The sequence below is a fragment of the Dactylosporangium sp. NPDC000244 genome, assembly GCF_040300725.1.
GTDB lineage: Bacteria > Actinomycetota > Actinomycetes > Mycobacteriales > Micromonosporaceae > Dactylosporangium.
The window spans coordinates 242296-257070 of sequence record NZ_JBEPEH010000003.1; the positions used below are offsets into that span (position 1 = coordinate 242296).

Annotated in this window: 18 protein-coding genes and 2 pseudogenes; 12 read left to right on the forward strand and 8 right to left on the reverse strand. The window is 71.9% G+C overall.

Annotated elements, in window-relative coordinates; translation table 11 throughout:
- Positions 1-44: 44 nt before the first annotated feature.
- The 3 genes from ABT369_RS05855 to ABT369_RS05865 are packed head-to-tail and all read left to right on the forward strand — an operon-like array spanning position 45 to position 1633.
- Positions 45-623 (forward strand): dihydrofolate reductase family protein, encoded by a 579-nt coding sequence (locus tag ABT369_RS05855; RefSeq protein ID WP_350610542.1) that lies wholly within the window; start codon positions 45-47, stop codon positions 621-623.
- A gap of 46 nt (positions 624-669) precedes the next feature.
- A complete protein-coding gene (locus tag ABT369_RS05860) occupies positions 670-1215 on the forward strand; it encodes a DUF4760 domain-containing protein (protein WP_350610543.1) in 546 nt (181 codons plus the stop codon).
- Between the two features lie 22 nt (positions 1216-1237).
- The gene (locus ABT369_RS05865) at positions 1238-1633 is read left to right on the forward strand and encodes a hypothetical protein (protein WP_350610544.1); all 396 of its coding nucleotides are present in this window, start codon (positions 1238-1240) and stop codon (positions 1631-1633) included.
- A gap of 15 nt (positions 1634-1648) precedes the next feature.
- Here the strand turns inward: ABT369_RS05865 and ABT369_RS05870 are convergent, their stop codons facing one another.
- Complete coding sequence (locus ABT369_RS05870; RefSeq protein ID WP_350610545.1) at positions 1649-2140, reverse strand: GNAT family N-acetyltransferase; 492 nt, start codon at positions 2138-2140, stop codon at positions 1649-1651.
- Here ABT369_RS05870 and ABT369_RS05875 point away from each other — a divergent pair.
- Positions 2132-2611 (forward strand): DnaJ-like cysteine-rich domain-containing protein, encoded by a 480-nt coding sequence (locus ABT369_RS05875; protein ID WP_350610546.1) that lies wholly within the window; start codon positions 2132-2134, stop codon positions 2609-2611. The genes ABT369_RS05870 and ABT369_RS05875 overlap by 9 nt on opposite strands.
- Before the next feature lie 316 nt (positions 2612-2927).
- Here the strand turns inward: ABT369_RS05875 and ABT369_RS05880 are convergent, their stop codons facing one another.
- Positions 2928-3284 carry a nuclear transport factor 2 family protein gene (locus ABT369_RS05880; RefSeq protein ID WP_350610547.1) on the reverse strand — a complete coding sequence of 119 codons (357 nt, stop codon included), beginning with the start codon at positions 3282-3284 and terminating at the stop codon, positions 2928-2930.
- A 106-nt stretch (positions 3285-3390) separates the two neighbouring features.
- Here ABT369_RS05880 and ABT369_RS05885 point away from each other — a divergent pair, with 106 nt between their 5' ends.
- Entirely contained in the window at positions 3391-3996 is a 606-nt protein-coding gene (locus ABT369_RS05885) for an ArsR/SmtB family transcription factor (protein ID WP_350610548.1), read from the forward strand.
- Positions 3993-4724, forward strand: coding sequence for an SRPBCC family protein (locus tag ABT369_RS05890; protein WP_350610549.1), 732 nt, complete (start codon positions 3993-3995; stop codon positions 4722-4724). Before ABT369_RS05885 ends, ABT369_RS05890 begins: the two co-directional genes overlap by 4 nt.
- A 28-nt stretch (positions 4725-4752) precedes the next feature.
- Here the strand turns inward: ABT369_RS05890 and ABT369_RS05895 are convergent.
- Positions 4753-5076 (reverse strand): annotated as a pseudogene (locus ABT369_RS05895) (ATP-binding cassette domain-containing protein); the annotation flags it as partial.
- A 42-nt stretch (positions 5077-5118) separates the two neighbouring features.
- On the opposite strand from ABT369_RS05895, the gene ABT369_RS05900 reads away from it, so the two are divergent.
- Entirely contained in the window at positions 5119-5415 is a 297-nt protein-coding gene (locus ABT369_RS05900) for a sensor histidine kinase (protein WP_350610550.1), read from the forward strand.
- An 89-nt stretch (positions 5416-5504) separates the two neighbouring features.
- Here ABT369_RS05900 and galE read toward each other — a convergent pair whose 3' ends face one another.
- From galE to ABT369_RS05915, 3 genes are read right to left on the reverse strand one after another with little or no spacing between them, the layout of a single operon-like run.
- On the reverse strand, positions 5505-6458 hold the full coding sequence (gene galE / locus ABT369_RS05905; protein ID WP_350610551.1) for a UDP-glucose 4-epimerase GalE: 954 nt from the start codon (positions 6456-6458) through the stop codon (positions 5505-5507).
- On the reverse strand, positions 6455-7156 hold the full coding sequence (locus ABT369_RS05910; protein ID WP_350610552.1) for a polysaccharide deacetylase family protein: 702 nt from the start codon (positions 7154-7156) through the stop codon (positions 6455-6457). Before ABT369_RS05910 ends, galE begins: the two co-directional genes overlap by 4 nt.
- Positions 7153-8160: an MGDG synthase family glycosyltransferase gene (locus ABT369_RS05915; RefSeq protein WP_350610553.1), complete on the reverse strand. Its 1008-nt coding sequence runs from the start codon at positions 8158-8160 to the stop codon at positions 7153-7155. Before ABT369_RS05915 ends, ABT369_RS05910 begins: the two co-directional genes overlap by 4 nt.
- A gap of 103 nt (positions 8161-8263) precedes the next feature.
- Between ABT369_RS05915 and ABT369_RS05920 the strand changes: the two genes are divergently transcribed.
- From ABT369_RS05920 to efeU, 4 genes are all read left to right on the forward strand, one after another.
- Positions 8264-9091, forward strand: a complete 828-nt coding sequence (locus ABT369_RS05920; protein WP_350610554.1) for an alkaline phosphatase family protein — start codon at positions 8264-8266, stop codon at positions 9089-9091.
- 35 nt (positions 9092-9126) lie between these two features.
- A complete protein-coding gene (gene efeO / locus ABT369_RS05925) occupies positions 9127-10935 on the forward strand; it encodes an iron uptake system protein EfeO (RefSeq protein WP_350610555.1) in 1809 nt (602 codons plus the stop codon).
- Positions 10936-10950: 15 nt separating this feature from the next.
- Positions 10951-11562 (forward strand): DedA family protein, encoded by a 612-nt coding sequence (locus ABT369_RS05930; protein ID WP_497985607.1) that lies wholly within the window; start codon positions 10951-10953, stop codon positions 11560-11562.
- A 488-nt stretch (positions 11563-12050) separates the two neighbouring features.
- On the forward strand, positions 12051-12869 hold the full coding sequence (gene efeU / locus ABT369_RS05940) for an iron uptake transporter permease EfeU (RefSeq protein ID WP_350610556.1): 819 nt from the start codon (positions 12051-12053) through the stop codon (positions 12867-12869).
- A 61-nt stretch (positions 12870-12930) separates the two neighbouring features.
- Here the strand turns inward: efeU and ABT369_RS05945 are convergent, their stop codons facing one another.
- Positions 12931-13476, reverse strand: coding sequence for a hypothetical protein (locus ABT369_RS05945; protein WP_350610557.1), 546 nt, complete (start codon positions 13474-13476; stop codon positions 12931-12933).
- A gap of 103 nt (positions 13477-13579) precedes the next feature.
- Between ABT369_RS05945 and ABT369_RS05950 the strand changes: the two are divergent.
- A pseudogene (locus ABT369_RS05950) lies at positions 13580-13897 on the forward strand (response regulator transcription factor); the annotation flags it as partial.
- Between the two features lie 27 nt (positions 13898-13924).
- Here ABT369_RS05950 and ABT369_RS05955 read toward each other — a convergent pair.
- Entirely contained in the window at positions 13925-14743 is an 819-nt protein-coding gene (locus tag ABT369_RS05955) for a COG4705 family protein (protein ID WP_350610558.1), read from the reverse strand.
- Between the last annotated feature and the right edge of the window lie 32 nt (positions 14744-14775).

Consider the following 14775-nt stretch of genomic DNA (forward strand, 5'->3'; position numbering starts at 1 on the left):
AATATAGTAGTTGCGGATTGCAATCACTATGGGAAGATGGGCTGATGGGCCGCTTCGTGTACTGGATGAACGTGTCCCTCGACCTGCGGATCGAGCAGGTGCCGGGGGACAACGGCGCGGGCGAGTGGCTTCGCATCACCGAGGCGCTGCACCGCGACTTCAACGCGCGGGCGCGGGGGCTTGCGGCGATGGTCCAGGGCCGGGTCATCTACGAGACGATGGAGGAGTACTGGCCGCGGGCGCGCGAGGACGCGTCGCTGCCGGACTTCATGCGCGAGTACGGCGAGATCTGGACCGACGCGCCCAAGGTGCTCGTCTCCCGCACCCGCCACAGCGCCGAGCACAACACCCGGATCATCGGCGACGACGCGATCGACCAGCTCGCCGCCCTGCGCGCCGAGACCGACGGCGACATCGGCGTGGGCGGCGCGACGCTCGCCACGCAGCTGCTGCGCGCCGGGCTGCTCGACGAGCTGGTGCTCTACACCCATCCCGCGATCCTCGGCTTCGGCCGCCCGCTCTTCGACGACTACGACATGCCGATCGACCTCGACCTGCTCGAGCAGCGCTCGTTCGAGCAGGGCGTGACGATGCACCGCTACGCGATCCGCAACGAGCCCTAGCCCTTGCCGCTGTTTCATACAGTCGGCTCATGAGCGAAGGGCTCCGGTGACCACGACCATGGTGCTGAACCTCGCGACGCTGGCGATCTCCCTCACGGCGCTCGTCATTTCCATGCTCCTGACCCTCCGGCAGCTGCGCGTGGCCAGCGGCGGCAACCATCTGCCGGTGGTCCTCAACGCCTTCCGGGAGACGCGAGGCGCGGCCTGGTTCGAGGCGCAGGAATACGTGCTGACCGAACTGGCCGAGGACCACGAGCGCCACCGCGGTTTCCGGGGACTGCCGGAACCGGCCCGCACCCACGCCAACACCATCGGCCTGTTCTACGACGACCTGGGCAAGCTCGTCGCCCACGGCATGATCGACCAGAACCTGGTCATCGGCGCCTACGGGACGAACATCGTGCGCCTGTGGGACGCCCTCGCCCCGTACGTCTACGCCGAGCGCCGCGATCACGGACTGCACTTCTGGATCTACTTCGAGGACCTCGCGGCCCGCACGGCCGCCCGGCATCCCGAGACCGTCTACGCCGCCCTCGGGCTGCGTTCGCGCCCGCCGCGCCCGGAGCCGGACGCGCTCGAGCCGGTCGGCTGACGCCGGGGGTGGGTGGTCGTCAGTGGCACGCACGCACGTTGAGTACCGGGCGCAGCAGGGGCTCGACCTGGCCCTGCGCATGTCCGCCGCGGGCGAGCACGCCTGGGCGATCGACGCCGCCAAGGACGCCGTCGAACTGCTCACCCCGGACGCCGACCGGCATCCCGCCGCGCTGGCCCGGCCGCTCGCCGTCCGTGCCGCCTGCCTGCATGTCCGCGGCCGCACCGAGGACGCGGCCCGCGACGCCGACGCCTGCGACCGCCGCTTCGCAGAAGCCCTTTCTCGCGGCAGCGCCGACCAGCCGGCGCAAGGCGATCACCCGGATGACGGCCCATCGGCGCGACGCACCGCGCGGCGTCGCGCGCGCGGCGGGCGAGCTTCGGCATCGCGGGGGTGCTGGTCCGGCCGCTCGTCCTGACGTTTTGTCGCCGCGTCAGACGCCGTCGCCGTCGAGGACGTAGTGGCGCAGCTTGACCGGCCTGCCTTCGGGGGTGGTCCAGTCGGCGTCGGCGGTGCGGGAATGTCGCCAGCCGGTGGCTTCGTAGAAGGCGACGGCGGCCGAGCGGTGCTCGTCCGCGACGTTCAGCGTCAGCTCGTAGCCGTGCTCGGCGGCCCACGACCGGGCGTGGTCGACCAGTGCGCGGGCGAGCGAGCGGCGGCGGGCCGCGGGGGTGACGAAGAGCCGCGACAGTTCGGCTTGGCCGGTCGGGTCGCCGGGCGGGCGCTGGACCGCGACGTGGCCGGCGACGGCGCCGCCCGGCTCCTCGATGATCCATGCCTGCAGGAGCCGTGGCGGGTCGAGCCACGCGCGTGGATCTGCCGGCCAGTTCAGCGGATAGGAGTCGGCCTCGTGTACCGCGCGTAGAGCGACGACGCACCGGTCGAGGTCGGTCGGGCGTCGAGTCAGGATCCTCGGGTGGGGCATCAGATCATGTTCGGCCACGCCGTGACGCGCGGCGTGGGCGCGCTTGTGGCCGCTTCATATGCTGCGCTCCAGAAGGTGCGCATGACGGATGCCGAACTGATCGGCCGGCTGATCGAGGAGGCGGCACAATCGCCTGACTGGCTTCCAGGGCACCTCCCGGTGTTCAACCTCTGGGGACCCGTCACGTACCTGACTCCGGCCGGCGATGTCGTCATCAACGACGAAGAGGGCGGCCCGTTGCGGCCGGCCGATCGGGCCGAGCGGGACTTCGCGCTGGCCCGAGCCGCCGAGCGGTATCCGGAACTTGCTCACCTGATGCCTACGAGGCCGCGTACCGCGACCACCTGCGACCAATGCGACGGGCGGGGCCGGGTGACGCTCACCCAGGGGAAGTTCTTGCCGTGGCAGGCCGGGCCGTTCATGTACTGCCAGGAGTGCAACAGCCTCGGATGGACTGGAAGCACGCCTTAGTCCCGCGCCACGGACGGTGTGAGCGCAAGGTTGTGCCGTGGACGCGAAGGTGCCTTTTGGGCTCGCGCCGGCGAGGTCTGGTGCGTCAGCGCCACGCCGCCGGGGAGGCCGTGCGCTCACTTCTCTACCGGCGGGGACTCGGCCCTCATCGCGGACGGGCATGGGCAGTTCGATGGGGCACCGTCGCGGTGAGGTTAGCGGATCAGATGGCGGTTCGGTCGTCGCTGCGCGGGTCGTCGACGCGGCGGGTCCGGTAGATGTCGCCCTGGTTCGCTTCGGCGCGCCAGGGGCAGCGCGACGTGGAACTGCGGATCGGTCAAGCGGGTTCGCGGATTTCCATCTCTGCCACCAGTCCGTCGTGGAGGCGGTAGACGTGCGTGACGGTGTGATCGGAGAGCAGCGCTCCGGTCTTGTCGCGGACGACCTGATGGACCGTGACGGCGATGCGTCCGTCGGCCTCGGCGGTGAACGCGGTGGGCACGACCGTCGGATCCAGTTGCTCCCATTGCCGGCGCCAGTAGCGGGCCACCTCGTCGCGGCCGTGTACGACGCCTCCCTCCCAGCCGTTGGGCCATGACACGTCCGGCGTCATGGCGGCCAGCAAGGCCGGGATCTCCCGTGCGTTGAACGCCGAGTAGAGCCCGGCGAGCAACGCCTGCGAGGGCGACGTCATACCGCAAGTGTGGTGAGTAGCCGGACGCCCGGGAACCCGGTTCGCGGTCGGCGGAAAAGGACACCATCCGCTTGACAAAAAAATTTGTCGGTGACAGATTGGGGGCATGCAGGACGTTGCCGTGATCGAGGACGCCGCCGCCGCGGAGGTTTCGCTCGATCCGATCCGGGCTCGGATGCTCGCGGAGCTCGCCGAGCCGCACACCGCGACCACGCTCGCGGCCCGGCTGGGCCTCGCGCGGCAGAAGGTCAACTACCACGTGCGGACGCTGGAGCAGCACGGCCTCGTGGAGTTGGTCGAGGAGCGGCGCAAGGGCAACATGACCGAGCGGGTCGTGCGGGCGTCGGCCGCGGCCTACGTGATCTCGCCGGCCGCGCTCGCGGCGGTGGCGCCCGATCCGGCGCGCTCGCCCGATCGGCTGTCGGCCCGGTGGCTGCTCGCGCTCTCGGCCCGGCTGGTCCGGGAGGTCGGCGCGCTCATCACCGGCGCGGGGCGGGCCGGCAAGCCGCTGGCCACGTTCGGGCTCGACGCCGAGGTGCGCTTCGCCAAGCCGGCCGATCGGGCCGCGTTCATCAACGAGCTCACCGACGCCCTCATCAAGCTCACCAGCAAGTACCACACCGAATCCGGCCGGCCGCATCGCGTCGTTGTCGCGGTGCACCCGAGCATCACCGAAGACGCCGACCCACCAGTAGAGGAGCAGCAGCGATGACCCATCCGTTCGAGGTCCGCGAGGAGTTCACCGTCGACGCCACACCCGAGCAGGTGTGGGCGGCGATCACGTCGGGGCCCGGGGTGGACTCCTGGTTCATGGGCCGCTCCGAGATCGACGGCGACGCGCGTACCGCCACGTTCGAGATGTTCGGGAACACCGCGAAGTCGGTGATCACCGAGTGGGAGCCGGGCAAGCGGTACGCCACGCGCGAGGAGCCCGCGCCGGACGGCACGTTCATGGCCTTCGAGTGGCTCATCGAGGCGCGCGACGGGGGCGGCTCGGTGATCCGGGCCGTGCACAGCGGGCTGCTCGGCGAGGACTGGGAGGCGGAGTACAACGGGCTGTCGATCGGCGACCACGCGTACATGACGAAGCTCGCCGTCTACCTCGAGCACTTCGCGCCGCGCACGGCGACCAGCTCGATGTTCCTGCCGGGGCCGGTGCGCGAGGACGTCTGGGCGCAGTTGACGGCCGCGGTCGGAGCCGGCCCCGACGCGGCCGACGGCCAGCCGGCCCGGCTGTCCGTGCCCGGGATCGAGCCGGTCGACGGCACCGTCGAGAATGTCGTCGCGCAGAAGTTCGTGGGCATGCGCACCGCCGACGCGACCTACGTGCTGATCCACGGGTACAACGACACGGTCGTCGCGACCGCGCACTTCTACGACGAGCGGGACCGCTCGGCGGAGATCGAGGCCTGGCAGGCCTGGCTGGAGACGGTCGGGTAACCGATACCCGACGCTTCAATCGACCGCTTCACTCGACCAGGCGGCCGTCGCGCATGACCACGCGGCGTTTGCAGGCCTCCGCGACGGCCGCCTCGTGGGTGATGATCACCATCGTGGTGCCCGCGGCGTTGAGCTCGGCCAGCAGGGCCATGATCTCGCCGCTGGTGCGCGAGTCCAGGTTGCCCGTCGGCTCGTCGGCGAAGACGATCGCCGGGCGGCCGACCACGGCCCGGGCGATCGCCACCCGCTGACGCTCGCCACCGGACAGCTTCGTGACCCGGTGGCGGGCGCGCCCGGCGAGCCCGACCCGCCGCAGCGCCGCCTCGGCCCGCCGACGCCTACCCGCCGGGCGCCGAGCTCCCGTCCGCCGCCCGCACCGCGGCCCGAGCACGCGGTGCTGCGGGTCGTGCAGGAGGCGGTCGGCAACGCGGTGCGCCACGGCGAGCCGGCGTCGATCGAGGTGCGGCTGCGCGACGCCGGCGAGCGGGTCGAGGTGACGGTCCGCGACGACGGCCGCGGCTTCGACCCGGGCGACGCGGGCGGGCGGCGCGGGATGGGCCTGGACCTCATGCGCGAGCGGCTCCGCGAGGTGGACGGCTCGGTGGAGGTCGACAGCGCGCCCGGGCGCGGCACGACGGTCCGGGCGACGCTTCCCGCTCAGTCGTCGAAGTTCGCGCCCGGCCACTCGTAGGCCCGGCAGGCCTCGCGCGCGGCGGCCCAGCCGGGCTGGGCGCTGATCGGCTGCAGGGCCGGCGGGATACCCCCGAAGGTTGGCGTCCGTCACCCCGAGTTCGAGGGAACGCCGAGCCAGGCGGAGCGCACGGCGTCGTCGAGGGTGTGCCTGGCCCGCCAGCCGAGCTCGGCCTCGATGCGGCGCACGTCGGCGACGACCGCGGCCGGGTCGCCGGGGCGGGGCGGGCCGGCGAGCCTCGGTACCGATGCGGCGGTCATGCGTTCGGCCGCGTGGATCACGTCGAGGACCGAGTGCCCCGTGCCGGTGCCGGCGTTGTAGACGCGGGCGCGGCGGCCCGTCGTGACCGCGGCCCCGGCGGCCAGGTGCGCGGCGGCGATGTCGGCGACGTGCACGTAGTCGCGGATCGCGGTGCCGTCCGGTGTCGGCAGGTCAGTGCCGGTCACGGTGAGCGGTTCGCCGGTGCGGGCGGCGTGCAGGACGCGGGGGAGCAGGTTCGTGGTGCCGTGGTCGGCGAGGTGCGGGGCGCCCGCGCCGACGGCGTTGAAGTAGCGCAGGGCGATCCAGGAGACGCCGGGGGAGTTGGCGACGGCGCGTTCGGCGTCGAGCTTGCTGTGGCCGTACGGGTTGAGGGGCCGGGCCGGGGCGTCCTCGGCGACGCTGTCCGAGCCGGGCAGTCCGTAGACGGCGGCCGAGGACGAGAAGACCAGCCGGGTCACGCCCGCTTCGGCCATGGCGCCGAGGACCGTCTCGACGACCGTGACGTTCTGCCGGTGGTACCACTGCGGCTTTTCCCACGAGTCCGGGACCGACTTGCTGCCGGCCAGGTGCATGACGCCGGTGATGCAGTGCCGGTGCAGCACGTCGCGGACCGTGGCCGGGTCGCCGGCGTCGCCGAGCAGGAACGGCACGCCGGCGGGGACGCGGCGGGCGTCTCCGGTGGACAGGTCGTCGAGGATCACGACCGGCTCGCCGGCCGTCAGCAGCGCGGCGGTGACGTGCGCGCCGATGTATCCGGCCCCGCCGGTCACGAGCCAGGTCATCGCGTCGCCGCCGTGTGCTCGGCGAGCGGGCCGACGCTCAGGCCGCGCTCGCGGGCCCAGTCGAGCAGTTCGGGGAGGGCGGCGGCGGTGCGCTGCCAGGAGCCGGGGGCGGAGGTGACGTCGGTGTCATGCAGCAGTACCGTGCCGCCGCCGGACAGCCGCCGGGTGACCGTGCGCACGATCGAGTCAGGGGTGGCGCCGGCCTCCCAGTCGCGGCCCCACGCGGTCCACAGCACAGGGGTGAGCCCGAGGCGGCGGCAGGCGCGCAGGGCGGCGAGGGTGAACACGCCGTACGGCGGGCGGTACCAGCGCGGCGACCGGCCGGTGACGTTCGCGATGAGCATCCGGGCGCGGGCGATGTCGAGGTCGGTCGCGGCGGGGCCGCGGCGCAGCAGCAGCCGGTGGTGCCAGCCGTGGACGGCGACCTCGTGGCCGGCGTCGACGAGCTCGCGGCCCAGTTGCGGGTCCTCGGCGAGCATCGAGCCGAGCAGGAAGAACGTCGCCCGCACGTCGTGCTCGCGCAGGATGCGCAGGATGTGCGGGGTGGAGCGGCGGTCGGGGCCGTCGTCGAAGGTGAGCGCGACGTGGCCGGGCCGGCCGATGCCCGCGAGGTGCGGCATGTAGGCGCGCCGCAGCGGCATGATCGCGGTCAGCGGCGGGGCGAGCGTCGCCGCGAACTCCACTGTGGACGGTCTCATGCGGCCAGCTCCGCGATGACGTCCTCGGCCTGGGCCGGGGCCGGGGAGAAGCGCTCCGGGCCGTGCAGGGCGCGGCGCAGCCCGGCGGCGAGCCCGGCGCGGTCGCGGATCCACGGCACCCAGCCGATGCGGTCGAGGACCTCGGCGTTGGTGCGGCCGTGGCCGGGGATGCAGCGGTAGGTGAGCACCGGCAGTCCGGCGGTGAGCGCCTCGAGGGAGGAGAGGCCGCCCGCGTTCTGGACCACGACGTGGCAGGTGCGCATGAGCGCGGGCATGTCGTCGACCCAGCCGAGCGCGATCGCGTCGCCGCGGCGCTGGATGCGCCCGCGGAGCCGCTCGTTGCGGCCACACACGACGACCGGGGTCGCCACGCCGGTGGCCGCGATGTCGGTGGCCGCGCGTTCGATCGCGCCGACGCCCCAGGCTCCGGCGACGATGAGGGCGCGCGGCCGGCCGCCGGCCCGGGGCGCTGGGGCGAAGCCGGGGGCGACGGCCGGGGCGGTGACGCGGACGTCCGCGGCGCCGAGCTCCTTCGCGTGGCGCGCCACGTCGTCGTGGAGTCCGATGTGGACATCGACGCCGGGGTGGATCCACAGTGGATGGACCGAGAGGTCGGTGAGGTACGTGCAGACGGGCGCGGCGATGCGGTGCTGCGCGCGCAGGCGGCCGAGGGCCTGGCTCGCGAGCGGATAGGTGGACACGACGGCGGAGGCGTCGCCGATCGCCTCCAGCAGTGCCCGGTCGGCCAGGGCCGTCATGCGGGCCGCGGTCGCCGAGCCCGCGCCGGCCGCGGCGAGCAGCCAGCCCCAGGTGCGCGGGGCGGTGGTGAGCTGCCGGTGGTACCCCTCGCGCAGCAGCCGGCCGAGGTGCCCCGGCACCAGGTCGACGAAGTCGTGGCGCCGGACGTCGAAGCCGCGTGAAGTCAGGCGCCGGGTCAGCTCCGCGGCCACGCCGTCGTGGCCGGACCCGAAGCTTGCGGACACCACCGCAATGGGCTGATTCATGCGGCGAATGGTGGGAAGGCGCTGCTGAAAGCAGCCTGAATACGCTTTCGGCGTGTCCGGTTCATCCCTTTTGCAGGGAGTCCGACAAGATGTAGGTATGCGAATGACCACATTGCTGATCGCTGCCGCGCTGCCCCTGCTCGCCGCTCCGGTTGCCCTGGCGTCCCCCGCGCCGCGGCCGGACCACGTCGTGGTGGTGGTGATGGAGAACAAGCGGTACGACTCCGTCATCGGCCACCCGCGGACGCCCTACATCTCCTCGCTGGCCCGGCGGGGCGCCAACTTCACCGACGCCTACGGCGAGACGCACCCGAGCCAGCCGAACTACCTCGCGCTGTTCTCCGGCTCCACCCAGGGCGTGACCGACAACACGTGCATCCGGCGCACCTTCGACGCCCCGAACCTCGGCCGCCAGCTGCTCGACGCCGGCCTGACCTTCACCGGCTACGCCGAGGCGCTGCCGTTCGCCGGGTACGCGGGCTGCTCCAGCGGCACCTACGTGCGCAGGCACAACCCCTGGGTCGACTTCGCCAACGTGCCGCCCGGGCTGAACCGGCCGCTGACCGACCTGCCCCGCAACTGGGACCGGCTGCCGACGGTCGCCTTCGTCGTGCCGGACCTGTGTCACGACATGCACGACTGCCCGAAGGGCGACGCCGATGCCTGGCTGCGGCGTACGCTCGGCTCGTACGCGGACTGGGCCGAGACGCACAACAGCCTGCTGATCCTCACGTTCGATGAGGACAACGGCACGGACGGCAACCACATCCCGACCGTGGTGCTCGGCGCCGGCGTGCGGCCCGGCGACCGGGTCGGGCGCGTCGACCACTACGCCATCCTGCGGACCATCGAGGACGCCTACGGCCTCCCGCCGCTCGGTGCGGCCGCGCAGGCGACGCCACTCAAGGTTCTTTCAGGAATGGATGGGTAATGTTCCATCGAACATGACCTACAACGTGTCGGAGGATGGTTTCCGCCGTGTATTTCGCCGGACCGATCGTCGTCGCGACCCTGATGACGTTCCTGAGTAGGACCGGGCGCCGTGACCGGCTGCCGGCCGTCGGATTCGGTCTCCTCAGTGCCATCCCGGCGTCGGCGGCGGCCTGGGTAGCGGCCCGCGGACGGCCGGAGCTGTTCGAGGCGATCGCGTCGCTCGCGGCCGTCGCGGCTATCGCCGTGCTGATCCTGTGGATGCGCCGGACCGTGCGGACGTTGCGAGGCGAGCCCACCGGCCGGCTCGAGGACGCGCTGGGCGTCAGCGGCTGGGCGGTGGCCGCGATCGCATTCCTCGCCGCGCTGAGCACGGGGGCGAGCGTCACGTCGGTCATCGGTGCGGCCGCTGCGGTCGGACTCGGCTGGGTCGCATCGACCGCCACCGCCGGGACCGATCCCCGTCGCCTCCTGACCTACACCGGAACGATGCTCATCCCGATGGCGGCGGGCCTGCTGACACACGGCGTGCACGGGCTGCAGCACGCGGGCGCCCTGCCCGGCGCCGGCCGTGTCGCGTTCGACCTCGGCGCCGACCCGGGCTCCTGGTACGCGACCCTGCTGACCGGCACCGTCGGCCTGACCACGCGTTCGACCGTGCTCGAGGCCGGCGCGTGGCTCGCGTTCGCGATGGTCATGACGGCGGTGTTCTGCCGGCCCGCGCACGCCGCACCGCGGCCGCGCGCGCACGGTGTCGTCGTGCTCGCCGCGTTCGCGGTGCTCGTCTCTGCCTGCGGCGCGGCGGCCCCGGCGGCCGACGCCGGGACTGTCGCCGTCACGGCCACCGACACGGAATGCCGGCTCAGCACCGACCACGCCACCGCCGGGCCGCGGGTCTTCGACGTGCGCAACCAGGGCGCCAAGGTCACCGAGTTCTACGTGTACGCGGCCGGCGACCGCGTCGTCGGCGAGGTCGAGAACATCGCGCCGGGCGTCAGCCGCAGCCTGCACGTCGACCTGCCCGTCGGCACATACACCACCTCGTGCCGGCCCGGCATGACGGGCACCGGCATTCGCGGCGCGTTCACCGTCACAGGATCCGGCGGTGGTACCTCCAGTGCCCCCTCGGCCGACCCGGCGCTCGCGGCGGCCGCGGCAACCTATCAGGACTACGTGCGGCAGCAGGCGGCCGCATTCGTGGACCAGACCACCGCGTTCGTGGCCGCCGTGAAGTCCGGCGATAGGGCGAAGGCCCAGGCACTCTACGCGCCCGCCCGCGCACCCTACGAGCGGATCGAGACCGTCGCGGAGAGCTTCGGCGACCTCGACCCGAAGATCGACGCCCGCGACGGCGACCTCGACCCCGGCGTCGCCTGGACTGGGTACCACCGCATCGAGCAGCAACTGTGGAGCGGCGCGGACCTGGCCGCCGTCGCCGGCGTCGCGGACCAGTTGCTCGCCGACGTCACCGAGCTGCGCACGCGCCTCAACGGCGTCACGCTCACCGCCCTGGAGATCGCCAACGGGGCCAAGAGCCTCCTCGACGAGGTGGCCACGAAGAAGGTCACCGGCGAGGAGGACCGCTACTCGCACACCGACCTGTGGGACTTCGCCGCCAACGTCGAGGGCTGCCGGGCCGTGATCGCCGCGCTCAAGCCCGCCTACGACGCCCACCTGGACGACAAGTTCGCCGCGGTGGACACCGAGCTCGCGCAGTATCGGCAGGGCGGGGGCTTCGTGCGGTACGACACCCTGCAACCGGCTCAGGTCCAGCGCCTCGCGGCCGTCGTCAACGCACTCGCCGAACCCGTCAGTGCCGTTCCTGCTGCCGTCGCCCACCGATAACAGATTGGTCCCCTCGTGCATTTTCTGGATCCGCAGTACCTCATCTCGACGTTCGGCCTGATCGGCATCCTCGCGATCGTCTTCGCCGAGTCGGGCCTGCTGATCGGGTTCTTCCTGCCCGGCGACTCCCTGCTGTTCACCACCGGCCTGCTGGTCGCCTCCGGCACCTACCTGCACCAGCCCCTGTGGCTCGTGTGCCTGCTCGTGTCGATCGCGGCGATCGCCGGCGACCAGGTCGGCTACATCTTCGGCCGCCGCGTCGGCCCGGCCCTGTTCCGCCGCCCCGACGCGCGGCTGTTCAAGCAGTCGAACCTGACCAGGGCGCAGGAGTTCTTCGACAAGTACGGTGCGCGCTCGATCGTGCTCGCGCGCTTCGTGCCGATCGTGCGCACGTTCACCCCGATCGTCGCGGGCGCGAGCCACATGCACTACCGCACGTTCGTGCTGTACAACGTGATCGGCGGCGTCCTGTGGTCCTGCGGCGTGACGATCCTCGGCTACTTCCTCGGCCAGATCGCCTTCGTGCGCGACAACATCGAGCTCATCCTCATCGGCATCGTGGTGCTGTCGGTGGTGCCGATCGCGATCGAGCTCCTCCGCGCTCGCGCTCGCTCACGAGCCCAGTAGCCGCGGACAGGAATCCGTCTCGGCCCGCTGCCGGCCGCGGCAACGCCGTCTCGTAACGGGAGCCGCGGCCGCGGACCGCCGTGATCCGGGCCGAGTCCTCGCCGGGCTCGGCCAGTTTGCGCGAGCGTCGCCGCCAGCACGACCGTGGCGAGCGGTGCGCCGGTGCGCATGCTCTGGCCGCCGCGAGCGCGGTGCCCGCGCCGACGAGCAGCGGGCCGGCGGCGGGACGGCCCTCGGGCTGCCGATCGCTCGCGACATCGTGACCGCGCACGGCGGCACTCTGGCGGTCGAGGAGGGCTGGGCCAGCGCTCGGCGCGGTCGTGACGGTCGCCGCCGCGAGCCGTCGCGACCGTGCCGTCAAAACTGCCACACGCCACACCTGAATGTGCGCTGAATGTTTTCCTACATGCTGTAGGTGGTGCAGTTGTGCGGAATCGTCTAAGGTAACGCTGACCTAAGTAAGGCCCGGCTGACCTGCGGAGCACGGCATGACCGCCATCTACCTGATCGGCCTGCGTGAGGGCCTCGAGATCACCCTTGTGGTCTCGATCCTGGTCGCATTCCTGGTGAAGAGCGGCCGGCAGCACCTGCTGCGCTGGGCGTGGGCCGGCGTGTCCACCGCGGCGCTGCTCGCGATCCTGGTGGCCGCGCTCCTGCAGGCCGGGACGGCGTACCTGTCCGGCCCGAACCGGGAACTGGTGGACGGGATCGCCTCGCTGATCGCCGTCGTCTTCGTGACCTTCATGATCTTCTGGATGCGGCGGATGGCCCGGCAGCTGGCGAAGGAGCTGCGCGGCAAGCTCGAGGACGCGATCGAGGTCGGGCCGTTCGCGGTGGCCGCGATGGCCTTCCTGGCCGTGGCCCGCGAGGGCCTGGAGACGTCGATCCTGTTCTTCGCCGCGGCCCAGGGCGCCGACACCTGGCAGCCGATCGTCGGCATCTCGCTCGGCGTGGCCACCTCGGTCGTGCTGGGCTGGCTGCTGTACGCCAGCGCGCTGCGGATCAATCTGACGAAGTTCTTCACCTGGACGGGTGCGCTGCTGGTGCTGGTGGCCGCCGGGATCTTCAAGTACGGGGTGCACGATCTGCAGGAGGCCAACGTCCTGCCGGGCCGGACCGACTACGCGTTCGATCTGACCGGCGTGCTGCCGCCGACCTCGTGGTACGCGGAGCTGCTGCGCGGCCTGTTCAACTTCACACCCCAGCCCTCGGTGCTGGAGACCGTCGTCTGGATCGCTTATGGAGTGCCGGTCCTGGTCCTCTTCCTGCTGCCGCTGGTGCGCAGACCGGCGCCGGTGAACGCCTGACGGACCGGCGGCGACCCGGAGCGGTCCACAATGGACCGCACCCGGCCGCCGTCGTACACGATCAGCCCGGTAGCGGCAGGAGTCGCCGTGACGGACGGTCCCGGCGCCAGGCGATGACCAGGAACGCGATCAGTGCCGCGAGCGGTATCGCGCACACCGCCCAGCTCAGTGCGGACGGCGGGCCAGGCTGGTCGAGGACCGCGAGGCCGCGCAGCGCGCCGGTGCCGTGGCCCTGCGGCCCGTCGACGTCGAACGTGAACGTGTAGGCGCCGGGACTGTCGAGGGACTTGACGTCCAGGCCCCACACGTCGAGCCGTCGCGGGTGGCGGACCAGCGGTTGATGCGCCTCGTCCGCCGGCACGTCCGGGCCGGCCAGCGACAGCGTCCCGGACTTGCCGGCGATCCCGCCGTCGGGGATGAAGACCCAGTCGAGGGAGCGCTGCGCGCGCAGCGGCCACACCGAGAAGCCGATGGTCAGCGCGTAGGGGCCGGCCTCGACGTGTTCGGTGTGCACGATGTTGACGGGCTGATAGGCCAGGGCCGGGGTGGCCGGGCCGAGCACGAGCGCGGCGACGACCGCCACGGCGGCGAGCAGGCGAGCGGTCATGGGTGCAGTCCTTCGACGGTCACAGCGGGTACCAATGGGGCAACAGGCTCGGTGTCACCGCGCAACATGCCGGCGAAGCGCCAGCCGAGGAATGCGCCGAGCGCGGGTCGCGGCCCGCGGCGACGCGCTCATCGATCCGTCCGTGACCCGGCGGCACATCAGCCGCTTCGCGACCAGTCTGGCCCCGCCGCCGGAGCCGCCGGAGCTGGCCCGGCTGACCGGCCGTGAACGGGAGGTGTTGCTGCTGCTGGCCGAGGCGCACAGCAACGCCGAGATCGCCCGGCGCCTGCACGTCGGCGACGAGACCGTGAAGACCCACGTGTCCCGGATCCTGGCCAAGCTCGGGCTGCGGGACCGGATCCATGCCGTGGTGTACGCCCACCTCAACGGGCTGGTCACAGATCGCGGAGCACCGTCGTGAGGGTGCCGGCGTGGCCGGCCCATTGCCTCAGCCGGGCGCGGTGGCGACCTGTCGGCGCCGTTCGTGCGCCGCGGACCAGACCATCAGCGCGCCGAGGACGGCCAGCAGTACCGCAGAAGCACCGTATGTGCCCAGGCCGAGCCCGCCCTTGGCGACGGGCTTGGTGAAGAAGTCGCCGACCGTGGCGCCCAGCGGGCGGGTGAGCACGAACGCCAGCCAGAAGATGAGCACGTTCGGTACCCAGCGGATGCGGGTCGCGGCGGCCAGGACGGCCAGGACGCCGGTGATCAGGATTGCGCCGCCGAGGTAGCCGAGGCCGGAGCTGTCCGACAGGAAGTCGCCCATCGAGGTGCCCAGGGTGTTGGAGACGAGGATGGCGGTCCAGAACAGCGCCTCGCCGCGGAAGGTGCCGATCCTGTTGATGTCGAACGGCAGCCGCGTCGCTCGCCACACCAGGAATACCGCCACCAGCAGTGACGTGAGGATGGCCGCGCCGGCGGGGTAGCCGATCCCGAGGCCCTGCGGTCCCCAGCCGAGGGTGCTGTCCCCGTTGCTCAGATACTTGGCGCTGGCGTCGCGGTTCATGAAGTCCGACATGGTGGTGCCGGCCATGCTGGTGCTGAGGATGACCAACCAATAAAACATGGGGTTGTACCGCCTGGAGCGCAGCTGCACCACCAGCGTCACGACGAAGATGGCGAACAGCGACACCGTGCTCAGAAAATAGCCGAGCTTCAGCGTCTGCGAGAACAGATCCCCGGCGGTCTCCCCGAGCGTGGTCGCCGCGACCTTCATGACCCAGAACGCCAGTGTGATCTCGGGGAGCTTCTTCATCACGGTCCGCACACGACCCCCGTGGTCGACTCGCGCGTTCACCT

Bases quoted from the DNA above. Each gene is read 5' to 3' on its own strand.
- galE (WP_350610551.1), bottom strand. From the start codon at position 6,458: ATGACCTGGCTCGTGACCGGCGGGGCCGGATACATCGGCGCGCACGTC.
- ABT369_RS05885 (WP_350610548.1), top strand. From the start codon at position 3,391: ATGCAGGACGTTGCCGTGATCGAGGACGCCGCCGCCGCGGAGGTTTCG.
- ABT369_RS05890 (WP_350610549.1), top strand. From the start codon at position 3,993: ATGACCCATCCGTTCGAGGTCCGCGAGGAGTTCACCGTCGACGCCACA.
- ABT369_RS05915 (WP_350610553.1), bottom strand. From the start codon at position 8,160: ATGAATCAGCCCATTGCGGTGGTGTCCGCAAGCTTCGGGTCCGGCCAC.
- ABT369_RS05910 (WP_350610552.1), bottom strand. From the start codon at position 7,156: ATGAGACCGTCCACAGTGGAGTTCGCGGCGACGCTCGCCCCGCCGCTG.
- ABT369_RS05855 (WP_350610542.1), top strand. From the start codon at position 45: ATGGGCCGCTTCGTGTACTGGATGAACGTGTCCCTCGACCTGCGGATC.
- ABT369_RS05945 (WP_350610557.1), bottom strand. From the start codon at position 13,476: ATGACCGCTCGCCTGCTCGCCGCCGTGGCGGTCGTCGCCGCGCTCGTG.
- ABT369_RS05870 (WP_350610545.1), bottom strand. From the start codon at position 2,140: ATGCCCCACCCGAGGATCCTGACTCGACGCCCGACCGACCTCGACCGG.
- ABT369_RS05920 (WP_350610554.1), top strand. From the start codon at position 8,264: ATGACCACATTGCTGATCGCTGCCGCGCTGCCCCTGCTCGCCGCTCCG.
- efeO (WP_350610555.1), top strand. From the start codon at position 9,127: ATGGTTTCCGCCGTGTATTTCGCCGGACCGATCGTCGTCGCGACCCTG.
- efeU (WP_350610556.1), top strand. From the start codon at position 12,051: ATGACCGCCATCTACCTGATCGGCCTGCGTGAGGGCCTCGAGATCACC.
- ABT369_RS05880 (WP_350610547.1), bottom strand. From the start codon at position 3,284: ATGACGTCGCCCTCGCAGGCGTTGCTCGCCGGGCTCTACTCGGCGTTC.